This is a genomic window from Anabaena sp. FACHB-1237, assembly GCF_014696225.1.
Taxonomy (GTDB): Bacteria; Cyanobacteriota; Cyanobacteriia; order Cyanobacteriales; family Nostocaceae; genus FACHB-1237.
The window spans coordinates 21,971-37,294 of sequence record NZ_JACJPV010000037.1 but is presented as its reverse complement, the minus strand read 5'-3'; the positions used below and the strand labels follow the sequence as shown (position 1 = coordinate 37,294).

At 33.5% G+C, this 15,324-nt stretch carries 14 protein-coding genes and 1 pseudogene; 13 read left to right on the top strand and 2 right to left on the bottom strand.

The annotated features are described in order from the left end of the window. Nucleotides 1–368: 368 nt before the first annotated feature. Nucleotides 369–1,478: a Gfo/Idh/MocA family protein gene (locus H6F32_RS15950; protein WP_190370293.1), complete on the bottom strand. Its 1,110-nt coding sequence runs from the start codon at nucleotides 1,476–1,478 to the stop codon at nucleotides 369–371. A gap of 429 nt (nucleotides 1,479–1,907) precedes the next feature. Between H6F32_RS15950 and H6F32_RS15945 the strand changes: the two genes are divergently transcribed. From H6F32_RS15945 to H6F32_RS15925, 5 genes are all read left to right on the top strand, one after another. Beyond that, complete coding sequence (locus tag H6F32_RS15945) at nucleotides 1,908–2,831, top strand: energy-coupling factor ABC transporter permease (RefSeq protein WP_190370292.1); 924 nt, start codon at nucleotides 1,908–1,910, stop codon at nucleotides 2,829–2,831. Further along, nucleotides 2,824–3,474: an energy-coupling factor transporter transmembrane protein EcfT gene (locus tag H6F32_RS15940; RefSeq protein ID WP_190370291.1), complete on the top strand. Its 651-nt coding sequence runs from the start codon at nucleotides 2,824–2,826 to the stop codon at nucleotides 3,472–3,474. Before H6F32_RS15945 ends, H6F32_RS15940 begins: the two co-directional genes overlap by 8 nt. 42 nt (nucleotides 3,475–3,516) lie before the next feature. Further along, nucleotides 3,517–4,281: an energy-coupling factor ABC transporter ATP-binding protein gene (locus tag H6F32_RS15935; RefSeq protein ID WP_190370290.1), complete on the top strand. Its 765-nt coding sequence runs from the start codon at nucleotides 3,517–3,519 to the stop codon at nucleotides 4,279–4,281. Nucleotides 4,282–4,429: 148 nt separating this feature from the next. Further along, nucleotides 4,430–5,200, top strand: coding sequence for a Uma2 family endonuclease (locus tag H6F32_RS15930; protein WP_190370289.1), 771 nt, complete (start codon nucleotides 4,430–4,432; stop codon nucleotides 5,198–5,200). Between the two features lie 132 nt (nucleotides 5,201–5,332). Then, nucleotides 5,333–6,013, top strand: coding sequence for a Uma2 family endonuclease (locus H6F32_RS15925; RefSeq protein ID WP_190370288.1), 681 nt, complete (start codon nucleotides 5,333–5,335; stop codon nucleotides 6,011–6,013). A 46-nt stretch (nucleotides 6,014–6,059) separates the two neighbouring features. On the opposite strand, the pseudogene H6F32_RS15920 reads toward H6F32_RS15925, so the two are convergent. After that, nucleotides 6,060–6,155 (bottom strand): annotated as a pseudogene (locus tag H6F32_RS15920) (element excision factor XisI family protein); the annotation flags it as partial. A 276-nt stretch (nucleotides 6,156–6,431) separates the two neighbouring features. On the opposite strand from H6F32_RS15920, the gene rnc reads away from it, so the two are divergent. From rnc to H6F32_RS15880, 8 genes are all read left to right on the top strand, one after another. Further along, entirely contained in the window at nucleotides 6,432–7,115 is a 684-nt protein-coding gene (gene rnc / locus H6F32_RS15915; RefSeq protein ID WP_190370287.1) for a ribonuclease III, read from the top strand. Nucleotides 7,116–7,760: 645 nt separating this feature from the next. Then, complete coding sequence (gene glgA / locus H6F32_RS15910; protein ID WP_190370286.1) at nucleotides 7,761–9,239, top strand: glycogen synthase GlgA; 1,479 nt, start codon at nucleotides 7,761–7,763, stop codon at nucleotides 9,237–9,239. A 1,014-nt stretch (nucleotides 9,240–10,253) separates the two neighbouring features. Further along, complete coding sequence (locus H6F32_RS15905; RefSeq protein WP_190370285.1) at nucleotides 10,254–10,430, top strand: hypothetical protein; 177 nt, start codon at nucleotides 10,254–10,256, stop codon at nucleotides 10,428–10,430. A 236-nt stretch (nucleotides 10,431–10,666) separates the two neighbouring features. Then, entirely contained in the window at nucleotides 10,667–13,300 is a 2,634-nt protein-coding gene (locus H6F32_RS15900) for a DNA polymerase III subunit alpha (RefSeq protein WP_190370284.1), read from the top strand. A gap of 345 nt (nucleotides 13,301–13,645) precedes the next feature. Then, on the top strand, nucleotides 13,646–13,984 hold the full coding sequence (locus tag H6F32_RS15895; protein ID WP_190370283.1) for a translation initiation factor: 339 nt from the start codon (nucleotides 13,646–13,648) through the stop codon (nucleotides 13,982–13,984). Nucleotides 13,985–14,075: 91 nt separating this feature from the next. Beyond that, nucleotides 14,076–14,237, top strand: coding sequence for a YqaE/Pmp3 family membrane protein (locus H6F32_RS15890; RefSeq protein WP_190370282.1), 162 nt, complete (start codon nucleotides 14,076–14,078; stop codon nucleotides 14,235–14,237). Nucleotides 14,238–14,501: 264 nt separating this feature from the next. Beyond that, nucleotides 14,502–14,648, top strand: a complete 147-nt coding sequence (locus tag H6F32_RS20645; protein ID WP_242031156.1) for a hypothetical protein — start codon at nucleotides 14,502–14,504, stop codon at nucleotides 14,646–14,648. A gap of 461 nt (nucleotides 14,649–15,109) precedes the next feature. Next, nucleotides 15,110–15,298 carry a hypothetical protein gene (locus H6F32_RS15880; RefSeq protein ID WP_190370281.1) on the top strand — a complete coding sequence of 63 codons (189 nt, stop codon included), beginning with the start codon at nucleotides 15,110–15,112 and terminating at the stop codon, nucleotides 15,296–15,298. The last annotated feature ends 26 nt before the right edge of the window (nucleotides 15,299–15,324 follow it).

Sequence of the window (15,324 nt, the reverse complement as noted above, 5' to 3'; positions counted from 1 at the left end):
TGTAGATGTCTATGTTGCATTGTGCTGTCGAGAGTTTAGTAATTTCTCTCATTCTCCCATACCGATTACTAGACGACCCTTATTTATCAATGCACTATTTTTTTATTCTGTCAATGCGTAAGTCCTAAAACTAACGAATTTTGGTTATTTTAGCCATTACTCTTGACAAGGGTGTTCCGAAAAAGTACAATACCGGAGGTAAATTGGTGGGACTATTATACACAAAATACTCTTGTGACACTCATAGATAAGAAAAATATAGGGATGATTTATAGTAGCAGTAATAATTACATCATGGTGCGTCAGACTCCATAAGTTCTATCAATCAACAGACTTATCATATCTGACGGACCCTACCTATTTTCTGATTATTTTCTTATAAATGACATATCAAACATTGGAACATTTACCCAATTTCCTAATTGATGAGATTGATAGGATAAGTCCATTAATAATTGAGAATAAACTCCTTCCTTTAAAGATGGGGTAATTTGTTGATGATGGTTAATTCCTGTTACCCATTCATCAACCACTCTCAAAAAAGCACAAATACGGCCATCTTCATAATGTTTGGGAAATGTAAAATGTGCAGGAATTGTGATTTCTTGTAAAGGCTGTCCTTTTTCACATCCCCAAATTTGAAAACCATGAATATAGTCTTTTTGATTTTTACTAGCTAAGATTAATGTTCCTTTATCTCCATAAATTTCGATACAATGTGTTGTTTCGGCATAAACTACAGAACTAATGGTAATTTGACAGGGTATGTTATTTTCTAATATGAGAGATAACATACAAGTATCATCAGTTTCTACTGTTTGTAATTTTCCAGTTTCTGGGTTGATTCTTTCAGGAATTGCGGTAATTAAATGGGCATTTAATTTAGTTACTTTGCCAAATAACCAATTAATATAATCAAAAGTGTGTGAACCTAATGAACCTAATGCTCCTCCTCCTTTTTCTTGACTTGAATACCAATTCCAAGGACGAGATTTATCAGCGCGAGATGAACCTAACCAGTCAATTTTAATTAATCTAATATTGCCGATATATTCTGATAATTTGCTTGTTACCAAATGATGGAAATATTGCCATGCTGGTACAAATCTAAATTCAAAGTCTACGGTAGCAATAACGTTTTTATCTTTAGCTATTTGATATAGTTCTTTTGCTTCTTGGGCGTTTAAAGTAACGGGTTTTTCTAATAAAAGATGTTTTCCTGCTGCTAAGACTTGTTTGGCCATTTGATAATGTAAAAATGGTGGAGTGGAAATACTCACAGCTTCTACTTTTGGTAGTTGCAGAATTTCGGCTAAGTTATCACTAGCATGGGGAATATCATGATTTTTGGCTATGGTTTGTGCTTTGTGAATGTCTCGATGATAAATGGCGATAATTTCTGTATTATGATGGGCTTGAAATGCAGGAATGTGAACTTTTTGACCAAAACCTGTACCAATTATTGCTATACCAACCATATATTTTTTTACTTTTTGATTTTTACAGTGAGCTATCAGCTATCATTCGTCAGCTTTCAGCTTTCACGGTTACTGTATCAAAATATTCATTATTTGTCAAATATCAGAGTTGAATACTAACTTTGAGGAGTCAGTAGTCAGCTTTAAACTTTTCATTTCATTTTAATGTTGTTGTATTTTGATCATCATTAAATTCCTATTATCAACTAATAACTAATAGCTAATAACTGACTACTTTTACTAAACTTCATAAATATTAATAATTATTAATAATTCAAAAAATAAGTATAAAATCCATATTATTTCTTATAATAACTATTGACAAATTTATAACCAAAACAGTGAAAAATAAGGCATCCTATACATAAGAGAATATAGCAATTATCTTGATTAAATTAATATAAAGAAAACAGGAAAACGGGGATTTTTATGCACATACCAGATGGATTCGTGTCTGTACCCGTAGCGGGTGTAACAACTTTAGCTAGTATGACGGCTTTATTTGTGGCTATGAAGCGATCGCAAACAGCTTTCGGTATTCGTCGGGGTCCAATTTTAGGATTAACTACAGCGTTTATTTTTGCTGCCCAAATGGTTAATTTTCCCGTTGCTGGTGGTACAAGTGGACATCTTTTGGGTGGTACTTTAGCTGCTATAATTTTAGGTAGTCCTTGGGCGGGTATGCTCTGTATTGCTACGGTGTTAATTATTCAGGCTGTATTATTTGCTGATGGTGGAATTACAGCTTTAGGTACAAATATTTTCAATATGGCTGTGATTGGTGTGTGGGTAGGTTGGATATTAACGCAAACCCTGGAAAAATTGCTAGGAGGGGCTGCAAAAAGGTTGCCCTTAGTGGGGGGTATTGCGGCAGGGTTTAGTGTGGTGGTAGCGGCTATAGCCTGCGCCATTGAGTTAGGTTTATCTGGTACAGCACCAATTACAGTAGTATTACCAACAATGACGGGGGTACATATTTTAATAGGTATTGGTGAAGGTTTAATTACTGGTGGGATTCTGACTTATTTAATTATGGCTAGGCCGGATTTATTACCAGGAGAAACACAAAAATTTCAAGGTTGGTTAGTACCAGTTGTGAGCATTTTTTTGGTGGCTGGAGTATTATCTTTGTTTGCTTCTGCTTGGCCTGATGGTTTAGAAAGGGTAGCAGAAAATATGGGTTTTATCAAATTAGCAGAAGATGTGAGAATTGCAGTTCCTACTCCTTTAGCAGATTACGAAATTCAAGGTTTAGGACAGATAGGAACAAGTATTGCTGGTTTGTTGGGATCTGGTTTATGTTTTGGTGTGGCTTTTGGTATTACTAAGATTGTGAAAACTAATAATGTTTAATCTTTCCTTACCTGTGAAGTTGAATATATCTCTCATCCTGGTGATTGGTACAGCGTTATTAAAATATTATGCGTGGGAAAATTTAATTGTTTATGGTGCGATCGCTATTTTTTGGGCTTATTTATTACAAGTTCCTATTACTAAGTTGGGCGGTTTGTTGGGTTCAGAATTAATTTTTCTCTCTTTAATTGCTTTACCTTTAGGATGGGAAAGAGCGAGTTTTTTGTTAGTTCGTTCTGTGATTTGTTTAATCATTATGAACAGTTTTTTATTAACATTAACTCCCCATAGTTTTGCGATCGCTTTAAAACATTTACCTTTACCCCAAGAATTACAAGAAAACCTGATTTTAGCAGGACAATATTTAGAAATATTACTGGCTGAAGTGGCAAAAATGCAGCGTAGCGCCCAATTAAGAGGGTTAAATGGTCCAAGAGAATGGTTACGTTATACTAGTTCGGCGATGATCGGTGCATTGTATCTGCGGACTCTAGATCGAGCAGAACGAGTTTATGCGGCGATGATCACTCGTGGTTATCATGGAAAATTACCCTTAGATTCTCCCCTCAAACCTCAAGAACGTTTTACCCTAGTAATAGTGGGAATGATCGCTACTTGTATTACTTATAGTTCTTACTTGTAGTTATTCCCCAACCATAAATAATTTATATGTGAGTGGTGAATTTTGACATCTTTAACTTCTAATCCCCAAATTTATACTACTGACAAGCATACAGCCATAGTGGAGGTAGAAAATCTGGTGTATGCTTATCCTCAGCAGCCGCCTGTATTAGATCATATTAACTTAAAACTCAATGTGGGCGATCGTGTAGCTTTAATGGGCGCAACTGGTTCAGGTAAAAGTACACTGCTAGAGAATTTAATGGGACTTAAACAACCCCAAAGCGGCAAAATAAAGATTAATGGTGTCACATTAACACCAAAAACCTTACCACACATTAGAAAACAAATAGGTTTTAGCTTTCAAGATGCCAATGATCAACTATTTATGCCGACAATTTTAGAAGATATTACCTTTGGACCGCGTAACTATGGCATTTCTCCCATAGTAGCTAAGGATAAAGCAGAGCAGTTATTAGCGGAGTTTGGACTAGAACAATATGCCCACCGTTCAGCCCACGAGCTATCAGGCGGACAAAGACGATTAGCAGCGTTAGCATCTATTCTAGCACTAGAACCGACAATTTTAGTCTTAGATGAACCAACAACGGGATTAGATCCTTTATGGAGAAAGCAACTAGCGCAAATATTACTCCAATTATCAGTACAAGTGATCTTAATAGCATCCCATGATCTACATTGGTTAGGAAAAGTCACAGAACGGGGTCTAGTTTTAACAGGTGGTAAAATTAACATAGATAGTAATCTGACAACACTTTTGCAAGATAATATGACATTGGAAAAATTAGGTTTACCAGTGGACTGGTAAGTTTGAATAAAAACATCCTTAAAAAGATCCCCGACTTCTTTAAGAAGTCGGGGATCTGGACTTAAAAGATCATATAATTATGATAGTTATTAATAGTTAATATTAGTACTTTCATTAGTGCCACTGTCAAAGAATTGGAGATACAGATATGGTACAACAACTTATACCAGAAAAAAAACCAGAAATCATCTACCCTGATAGTGATGGAAAACCAATGGCAGATAATACTAAACAATATCAATGGATAGTCAAAATTAAAGAAAATTTAGAAATATTATTTGCATCAGATAATAATATATTTATTGCTGGTGATTTACTGTGGTATCCTGTAGAGGGAAGCGTAAAAACCTGTCAAGCCCCGGACGTAATGATTGTATTTGGTAGACCTAAAGGAGATCGTGGTTCTTATAAACAATGGGTAGAAAATAATATTGGTCCCCAGGTAGTCTTTGAAATTCTATCTCCAGGAAATAGGACTAAAGAAATGGCTAAAAAAATGCTATTTTATCAAAGGTATGGAGTAGAAGAATATTATATTTATGATCCAGATAATATTGAGTTAATAGGTTTAATCAGAAAAGATGAGTGGTTAGCATCAATTGAAGAAATGAATAATTGGGTAAGTCCACGTTTAGGTATCCGTTTTGAATTACCAGGAGATAATTTAGAAGATGAATTAAAAATCTACTATCCTGATGGTCGAAAATTTCTCACATCTATAGAATTACATCAACAAATGACACAAGAAAGTGAACGTGCGGAACAAGAAAAACAACGTGCGGAACAAGAAAAACAACGTGCAGAACAAGAAAGTGAACGTGCAGAACAAGAAAAACAACGTGCAGAACAAGAAAGTCAAAAATATCAAGAATTGTTAGCAAAATTGCAAGCTAAAGGAATTGATATTAATACACTTTAAGAACTGGAAAAATTAAAATACCCAACTTCTTCAAGATGTTGGGTATTGAGAATTAAGTACAAATTAAGTACAACAATCGTTCTTTTGCTAGAATATGATTAGTTAAAAATAGTCGAGATATGGGAGAAAATTATGATCTCAACTGCTGCAATTTCTCCAGTTTTAACAATTCTTCCCTTAGAAAACGGTGACAAACTCACTCGTACTGAATTTGAGCGTCGTTACCATGCCATGCCGCATCTCAAAAAAGCTGAATTAATCGAAGGAGTTGTTTACGTGGCATCACCATTAAGAATCAAAAGTCATGGCGAACCTCATGCTTACGTCATAACCTGGTTAGGAGTTTATACAGCCAATACACCGGGTATAGGTTTAGCTGATAATACTACAGTGCGTTTGGATGCTGATAACGAACCACAACCAGATGCTTTATTAAGAATTGAAAAAGGTGGAAATTCCTATATTAATGAAAATGATTATGTAGAAGGATCACCAGAATTAATTGTGGAAATTGCTGCTTCTACTGCTTCTTATGATTTGCATGAAAAACTTAAAGTTTATCGTCGCAATGGAGTACAAGAATATTTAATATGGCGAGTTTATGATTGTCAATTTGATTGGTTTAGCTTACAAGAAGGGGAATATATTCAACTTGAAGCAAACCAAAATAATATAATTTTTTCTCAGGTTTTTCCTGGTTTATGGTTAGCAAAATCAGCATTATTAGCAGGAGATTTAGGAACAGTATTAACTGTTTTACAGCAGGGTTTAGCAAGTCAAGAACATAATAATTTTGTCCATAATTTGACATAGATAAACATTAGATAAACATTGGAAATCAGGTTATTTTACTGTGAAACTAATCAGTGGCAAAACCTGTATATTGTGTGACTAAAGGTTCATGAAAAGCTAAAACTATATCTGATTTTGGTACTCCTAATTTAACTAAATTTGATTTATTACTTCAATTTGCGAAGATTCAGGGAAGTGTAAACTGGAAGAATTTTTACTATAATTCCCATCATAAAAATCAAGTTAATGCGAAAAATAAAATTGTTGTATATAGTTAGTAAACTGTACAAAGTTTAACTCTGATACTTGCTTTCACAATTGTTGCAGGTAAGATAGATAAATTACCATCTTTGATAAAATAAGGATGATCAAATTTAGCTGCACAACAGCTTATTAACTAAAAAATCTCACTCAAACATCAACAAATCAATCAATCACAATGCACCAACTTCTAATATTTCATAACGAAAAACTCCTACGTCAAGCATTAACCCATCGTTCTTATGTCAATGAAAACCCCCAAGAAACAGAACACAATGAACGTTTAGAATTTCTAGGAGATGCTATTTTAAACTTCCTTTGTGGAGAATATTTATATAGTCATTATCCCGATAAAGGAGAAGATGAATTAACGCGTAGACGTGCAGCATTAGTAGAAGAAAAACAATTAGCTAAATTTGCCTTAGAAGTTGGTTTAGACTTTAGAATGCGATTAGGAAAAGGAACAATTAGAGATGGTGGTTTTCAAAATCCTAATTTATTAAGTAGCACATTTGAGGCAGTCGTTGCGGCTTATTATTTAGATAGTAATTATAATGTTGAACCACTGAAAGTCATTCTTGAACCATTATTTGATTCTGTATCAGAAAATATTGTAGAAATTCGTTCTAATGTAGATTCAAAAAATCGTTTTCAGGAATGGGTACAAAAAGAAATTGGTCCAACCACTCCCAAATATGTCACCGAACAAATAGGAGGACCATCCCACGCACCACAATTTATTGCTAAAGTTTTAGTTGATAGTAAAGAATACGGAGAAGGTAAAGGTAAGAGTAAAAAAGAGGCAGAAAAAGCTGCTGCTGAAGATGCTATAGCGAGCTTAAAAAAGAAAGGTTTATTATAAATAAAAAAATGTCAGCATTCTGTCTTGGTGCTTTTATCCCTGACTTCTGAAATAAAAAAAATAAGTCGGGGATCTTCCTTTCATAGTTTATAGTACAAAATGGTTATTACTAATTATAAATAATTTTTTTACCCTGCACTCTGTACTATGGATATTCTGCACATCCAGAAAAACAAAACTTTAGTACCATGTAGGGTGCGTTAGCGATAGCGTAACGCACCAATTACCCTTGAAAAAATAAGGCACTGACAAAAATAAAAAAACATGATGTGTTATAACAGACGAGGGAGAACCAAAAGATACGTAGGGTGCGTTAGCGATAGCGTAACGCACCAATTACCTGACAAAAATAAAAAAACATGATGTGTTATAACAGACGAGGGAGAATCAGAAGATACGTAGGGTGCGTTAGACTGCATAAATTTTATTAATCAACAGACTGAGAATATCTGACGCACCCTACTGACTCCACGACAAAACTTTTTAGTGCAAACCCCAATTAATCATAAAATATCACAATTCCCTGACATGGTTCCTCAAGAAACCATCACATTTGAGCTTTTTGAAATAATTAAATAGTTGCCAGTACCGAGTGTCAGTAGTAATGTATATGAAACATTAACATTTGTAAAGAGAGGAATAGTAATGTACATTGTACAGATTGCCTCAGAATGCGCTCCTGTAATTAAAGCGGGGGGTTTGGGTGATGTAGTGTACGGACTGAGTAGGGAATTAGAGAACCGAGGAAACTGCGTAGAACTAATTTTACCCATGTATGATTGTATGAGATATGACCATATTTGGGGATTACATGACGCTTATCTCAACTTATGGGTACCCTGGTATGGAGCAGCAATTCACTGTTCAGTTTACTGTGGTTGGGTACATGGTAGAGTGTGTTTCTTTATTCAACCCCACAGTCAAGACAACTTTTTTAATCGTGGCTGTTATTATGGTTGTGATGATGACGATATGCGCTTTGCTTTTTTTAGCAAAGCAGCATTAGAATTTTTAAATCAGAGTAATAAACGTCCTGATATTATCCATTGTCATGATTGGCAAACTGGGTTAATTCCTGTGATGTTGTATGAAATATATAAATATCATGGCATGGAATATCAAAGAGTGTGTTACACCATCCACAATTTTAAACATCAAGGTATAGGCGGAGTCAAAGCACTACATGGAACAGGTTTAAATAGAGAACCATACTATTACCAACCTGATAAACTACAAGATAACTTTAACCCATTTGCTTTAAATTACATGAAAGGAGGAATAACCTACGCTAATGCTGTTACCACAGTTTCTCCTAACCATGCAATAGAAGCAAGAAATACTGATGTTGGTTGCGGTTTAGGACACACGCTATATTTGCATCAAAACAAATTTACAGGGGTTCTCAATGGTATAGATTACGATTTTTGGAATCCTCAAGTTGATCGTTATATCCCCTATCATTATAGTTGGGGAGATTTTGAACAAAAAGCATATAATAAAAAAGCGTTAAGAGAACGATTAATGTTAGGCCACAGTGATAAACCAATAGTGGCTTATATTGGACGTTTAGATGATCAAAAAGGGGTACATTTAGTTCACCATGCCATTTATTATGGACTAAATAAAGGAGCGCAATTTGTTCTATTAGGTTCAGCTACAGAGTCATGGATAAATGCCCATTTTCAACATGAAAAACAGTTTTTAAATGATCATCCAGATGTGCATTTAGAGTTAGGTTTTAATGAGGAATTATCCCATTTAATTTACGCTGGAGCAGATATGATAGTTGTTCCTAGTAATTATGAACCTTGCGGTTTAACACAAATGATTGGCTTAAAATATGGTACTGTGCCTATTGTTAGAGGAGTGGGAGGATTAGTAAATACAGTTTTTGATCGAGATTATGATCAAAATTTACCACTGGAAAAACGTAATGGTTATGTATTTTATGATCGGGATAATCCTGGGTTAGAATCTGCAATGGGTAGGGCTATTGATTTGTGGTATCAACAGCCAGAAGAGTTTAGTAAATTAGCGATTCAGGGAATGCAGTATGATTATTCTTGGAATATTCCTGGCAGCAAATATCTAGAAATTTACGATTGGATAAAACACAAATGGTAAATTTTTAATGAGGTGATTTTGGGTTGGGTTTTTGGGTAATTGTTAATTGGTATGGTGGACGAGTAATTTTTATACTTGCATTGGTTGATAGAACTTGGTTGCAAGAGAATATTACAGCTATTTTCAGGTAAATGAACCACATTTTTCGCGCCCGTATTAGGGAAACGAAATACAAAGTATGTTAGAAATACAAGAGTCTATTTGTGGTTTAAATATTTGAAAACTGCTGTAAATGTGCGTAAAATGTGCGTAACTTAAAAGTCTTGTAGAGATATTTTATGGAACCTCTCTACATTAGATATCTGGTGGTAGTTAATGTAGAGACGTTCTATAGAACATCTCTACAATGGTTTTAAACAACGCACATCTAATTTTCACCAGATGTATATCCTGTTTCGGAGTAAGAAATTAGGAACATAAATCATTTCTCTTGATCATGCTACATTATGTAGTGATTATAATCGCATTATACTTTTATTACAAAAAGAGCAAGATAATTTAGAAAGATTATTTTTATGATGAAGTATTTGTATGGTAGGTTATGTATTATCAATCTGTCTATTTCTGATGTGTTTACATAAATTTTGATATAAATAAATTTAATAATAATTTATATTTGCTAACATTAAATACATTATATTTATCTTCTAACATTTCTTATAACACTTGTGTAAGTGCTACAAAATTCAGAAAAATTAAGATAGAAAATTATCAGAAATGTTTATCATGCTATTGTTTATCATGCTATGTGGTCAACTTTCTTCGCTATCCGTAAACATAATCAATTGCATAGCCACTGTTTATACAAACAAGTTAATGTGGTTAGGTGTAATTGTATGATATTTTCTTTGGTCCCTGAGAAAAGGTAATTTTTGGTAATTTTTTGTGAAGTTCTACTATGACAATCAACACAAGTACAAAATACTAGTTTAATCTATTAAATATACGGGTATCAGTAATGAAAAGAAATGACTAATTACCCAGCAAACGCTATGATAATACCTTGCTCCTCCTATGACTTCCAAACACATAAAAATTAAATTTCCGCTATGGCAATATTTAAACCAGCCATTATTCAGCAATGATACTAAAATTATCTGGAATCCCCAACGTTTTGCTATTATTTGGCGGATTCAACTGTTGGAAAGATGCTGGAATAAAGAATGTGATGCTAAAGGACCACAGCAATAATAATACTTATTAAACTTAAATTAACGCTAGGTGGGATAAGTATAAATAAGCTGTTGTGCATTTAATTTGTATAACTCTAGCAGACAAGATGCCTGCACCACAGAACTTGACAAGATCAGGATTATTGGATTTAGCTGCGTAATAGCTTATTACCTATACCCACCTAAAAAATAAATTCTGCTCATGATGACAAAAAACTGTTAATCTAATAATTTGTTGTTTTGCTAAATCCTGATATGTCTTTTGTACCTTTACATATTCACAGTGATTACAGTTTACTTGATGGTGCTAGTCAGTTACCAGAGTTAGTAGATAAAGCCATTGAGTTGGGAATGAAAGCGATCGCTCTGACAGATCATGGAGTGATGTATGGTGCAATAGAATTGATCAAAATTTGCCGTACTAAAAATATTAAACCCATTATTGGTAATGAAATGTATCTGATTAATGGGGAAATTGATAAACAAGAACGTCGTCCTAAATATCATCAAGTAGTATTAGCAAAAAATACCAAAGGTTATAAAAATTTAGTTAAACTGACGACAATTTCTCATTTAAAAGGAGTCCAAGGAAAAGGTATATTTTCCCGACCATGTATTAATAAAGATTTACTCAAACAATATCGAGAAGGGTTAATAGTTACCAGTGCTTGTTTAGGAGGAGAAATACCCCAAGCAATTTTAAGTAATAAACCAGATATAGCGCGAAGAATTGCCAAATGGTATAAAGATGTATTTGGGGAAGATTTTTATTTAGAAATACAAGATCATGGTTCACAAGAAGATAGAATTGTAAATGTGGAAATTGTCAAAATTGCTCAAGAATTAGATATAAAATTTATTGCTACTAATGACTCTCATTTTATTTCCTGTTTTGATGTAGAAGCCCATGATGCTTTACTGTGTATTCAAACAGGTAAGTTAATTAGTGAAGATAATCGCATGAGATATAGTGGTACAGAATATCTCAAATCAGAACAGGAAATGCAGTTATTATTTAAAGATCATTTACCAGAAGAAATTATAAAAAAAGCGATCGCCACTACAGAAGAAATAGCTGATAAAGTAGAACCTTATCACATCATGGATGAGCCAAAAATTCCCACTCCTCCCATACCTTCTGGTCATACTCCTGATACTTATGCCGAAGAAATAGCCTGGAAAGGATTACTAGAAAGATTAAATCGCAAAACTCGCAACGAAGTAGATCCAGTTTATAAAGAAAGATTAGAATATGAACTAAAAATGATTCAACAAATGGGATTTTCCACCTACTTTTTAGTAGTGTGGGATTATATCAAATTTGCCAGAGATAATAATATTCCCGTAGGACCAGGAAGAGGATCAGCCGCTGGATCATTAGTAGCTTATGCCATGAGAATTACTAACATAGATCCCGTACATCATGGATTATTATTTGAGAGATTTTTAAATCCCGAACGAAAATCAATGCCTGATATTGATACAGACTTTTGCATTGAAAAAAGAGATCAAGTCATAGAATATGTAACTAATAAATATGGTGTAGATAGAGTAGCGCAAATTATTACATTTAACAGACTCACATCCAAAGCAGTATTAAAAGATGTCGCTAGAGTATTAGATATACCTTATGGGGAAGCAGACAAAATGGCTAAAATGATTCCTGTAGTCAGAGGAAAACCGACAAAATTAAAAGTGATGATCTCTGAGGAAACCCCAGAACCACAATTCAAAGACAAATATGATCAAGATCCCAATACAAGACGCTGGATAGATATGGCCATGAGAATAGAAGGAACAAATAAAACCTTCGGAGTTCATGCTGCGGGAGTGGTTATTTCTGCTGAACCATTAGATGAATTAGTACCGCTACAAAAAAATAATGATGGTTCAGTAATTACCCAATATTTCATGGAAGATTTAGAATCATTAGGCTTATTAAAAATGGACTTTTTAGGATTAAGAAACTTAACTTTAATTCAAAAAACCATAGATTTAATAGCCCAAAATCAGGGACATAAAGTAGATCCTGATGAGATTACAGGACAAGAAAGAAAAGCCCAAAAAATATTATTAAAAGGAGAACATAGTACATTACCAAAGGATGTGGGTAAAGCATACTCCCTACTAGCAGCAGGAGATTTAGAGGGAATATTTCAATTAGAATCATCAGGCATGAAACAAATAGTTAAAGATTTAAAACCTTCTAATATTGAAGATATTTCTTCCATTTTAGCATTATATCGGCCAGGTCCATTAGATGCGGGATTAATTCCTAAATTTATTAACCGGAAACATGGGCGAGAAGAAATTGAATATGACAGTCAAATATTACAACCTATTTTAAATGAAACCTATGGAATTATGGTTTATCAAGAGCAAATTATGAAAATTGCTCAAGATATGGCAGGATATTCCTTAGGACAAGCGGACTTATTGCGTCGCGCAATGGGTAAAAAGAAAGTTGCAGAAATGCAGAAACAACAGGAGAAATTTATTGATGGGGCAACAAAAAATGGGGTAAAAACCCAAGTAGCAGAACATTTATTTGCGGATATGTTGAAATTTGCGGAATATTGTTTAAGTTATGAAACAGCAATTTTAACAGTGGAATATGGGTTTTTAAATATTGGTGAAATTGTGGAAAAACAAATTGATTGTAGTGTGTATACAATTAATGATCAAGGGATAATTTACACTCAAAAAATTGCCCAATGGCATAATAGAGGAGAACAGGAAATATATGAATATATTTTAGATGATGGTTCAATAATTAGAAGTACCAGAGATCATAAATTTATGACGCAAGATGGGGAAATGTTAGCAATAGATGATATATTTATGCAAGGTTTAGATTTATTGAAAATTACTGAAATTACTGAAAATTGATGATTTACAGCAGATTCCATCTACATGAGGTACAGTATGAACACAGCAAGATGCCTGTGTTACAAGGGTTTTATCATTAACATCTGTACCTCATAATAACGGAAACTGCTGTATATTTAACAAACCTATTATCAAATTAACAATGCAGGTATCTTGCCTGGATTACAAAGGTTGTATTATTAATATCTGTACCTCATAATATGGGAAACTGCTGCATCAGTCCAAGAAGGTAAGATTTGACATATTGATCTTACTAAATGCTCAATTATTACTTATAATAAACTAAGAAGTTACCCAAAGAAATGTTAATTTTTTATTAATCAATTCATCAAACTTCAGTGATCTATGTCTAATCCTAAATCAGATAAACGTTTTATTTACCAAGAATTTGGTAATGATCATTCAGCAGCATTGGAAAGGCCAACCCCAGAATTACCTCCCAACCAACAAAACGTGAGAATACAAGCAACTCGTTCAGGAAGGAAGGGAAAAACAGTCACAGTGATCACAGGTTTTCAAGCTAAACCAGAAACCCTAACAGCACTATTAAAACAGTTAAAAACTCAATGTGGTGCGGGGGGAACTGTGAAAGAGAATGAAATTGAAATACAGGGAGATCATAAACAAAAGATATTAGAGATTTTAGTTAAGTTGGGTTACAAAGCTAAGATAAGTGGTGGCTAAAGAGTACGGTTTACCGTATGATTTCAGGAATAGTTACATACTGCATTGGTGTTAACTATAGCAATGTGGAAAAACAACAGGAGAAACTCAAATGGGCGACTTAATTAGAATTATTGTAGCAGTGTTCATTCCACCTTTAGGAGTGTTTTTGCAAGTTGGTTTTGGTAAAGATTTTTGGATTAATTTACTTTTGACTTTTTTAGGTTATATTCCTGGTATTGTTCATGCAGTTTGGATCATTGCTAAGAAATAATAACTTGATTAGAGAGATAGTTAGATATTCATATTAATATCTAACTATCTCTCTAAATTTATGGGACTAATTGATGTGAGGAATAGTGAAAATATGAAGATAAAATATCCAATTAATGTTCATAAAGGTCTCACTTTTGCTATGGTTTTAGGATTAATGATCTTATAGATCACATTCCATCTACATGAGGTACACTATTTAATTAAATGTCACTTAATTTAAGTAACATTTAGGCATTAAAAAAAGACTAAATAAAGAGTTTTCATGATGAATTATAAAGCGATCGCCCTAGCAGCAATTATTGATATTGCCATAACCAAACCTGCCCTAGCACAAAGATTTAATTATCTCCAAGGGACATTTAGTGATGGAGATTGGAATGTAAATTTATACTTGAGTAACATACTTTAGTAACAATTCCTATTTCTACTATGGAGAAAGTCGCTATAACAGTAATTCTAATATTACCTTATCTGGGGCTACTACTGGGGGAAATAATGCACGACAAATTTATACTTGGAATAATAATGGCACAAAATATGAAGTAACTTGGCGAAGTAGCGATCCTGACTATATTCGTGTCAGAGTTATTGCTGGTCGTAAAGTGATTTTAAACCGCTTAATGACTCGTAATTATAACTAAATTATAACTAAATTATAACTAAATTATAACTAAAATATCCCCCAGATCCCCGACTTCTTAAAGAAGTCGGGGATCTATACTATAAAGATAAGTAACATTTTAGGAAATAATGACTATATATGAGTACAAAATATGCAATAATTAAACCATAATCAAACAATAATCAAACAATAATCAGATAATAATATTGGCTTGGTTAATACAAAATTGTTTAAAGGAGAGATGATTTATGAGCCAAGAATATCAAATAGTAGAAAAAATAGTTAATGAATCATCATTAGCTACCGTGTTAGAGATGTTAGAAAGAATATCTCACAAACAAGCACAATATTGGCGAGAACATGAAAAAGATGAACATACAGCTAAATTGTGGGATAAAGCGGCAAAACAAATAGAACAAATTAATGTTGAAATTTGATACAGTAAAAGTCTTATCAAATTAAG

Bases quoted from the DNA above. Each gene is read 5' to 3' on its own strand.
- H6F32_RS15950 (WP_190370293.1), bottom strand. From the start codon at position 1,478: ATGGTTGGTATAGCAATAATTGGTACAGGTTTTGGTCAAAAAGTTCAC.
- H6F32_RS15945 (WP_190370292.1), top strand. From the start codon at position 1,908: ATGCACATACCAGATGGATTCGTGTCTGTACCCGTAGCGGGTGTAACA.
- H6F32_RS15940 (WP_190370291.1), top strand. From the start codon at position 2,824: ATGTTTAATCTTTCCTTACCTGTGAAGTTGAATATATCTCTCATCCTG.
- H6F32_RS15930 (WP_190370289.1), top strand. From the start codon at position 4,430: ATGGTACAACAACTTATACCAGAAAAAAAACCAGAAATCATCTACCCT.
- H6F32_RS15925 (WP_190370288.1), top strand. From the start codon at position 5,333: ATGATCTCAACTGCTGCAATTTCTCCAGTTTTAACAATTCTTCCCTTA.
- rnc (WP_190370287.1), top strand. From the start codon at position 6,432: ATGCACCAACTTCTAATATTTCATAACGAAAAACTCCTACGTCAAGCA.
- glgA (WP_190370286.1), top strand. From the start codon at position 7,761: ATGTACATTGTACAGATTGCCTCAGAATGCGCTCCTGTAATTAAAGCG.
- H6F32_RS15905 (WP_190370285.1), top strand. From the start codon at position 10,254: ATGACTTCCAAACACATAAAAATTAAATTTCCGCTATGGCAATATTTA.
- H6F32_RS15900 (WP_190370284.1), top strand. From the start codon at position 10,667: ATGTCTTTTGTACCTTTACATATTCACAGTGATTACAGTTTACTTGAT.
- H6F32_RS15895 (WP_190370283.1), top strand. From the start codon at position 13,646: ATGTCTAATCCTAAATCAGATAAACGTTTTATTTACCAAGAATTTGGT.
- H6F32_RS15890 (WP_190370282.1), top strand. From the start codon at position 14,076: ATGGGCGACTTAATTAGAATTATTGTAGCAGTGTTCATTCCACCTTTA.
- H6F32_RS20645 (WP_242031156.1), top strand. From the start codon at position 14,502: ATGATGAATTATAAAGCGATCGCCCTAGCAGCAATTATTGATATTGCC.
- H6F32_RS15880 (WP_190370281.1), top strand. From the start codon at position 15,110: ATGAGCCAAGAATATCAAATAGTAGAAAAAATAGTTAATGAATCATCA.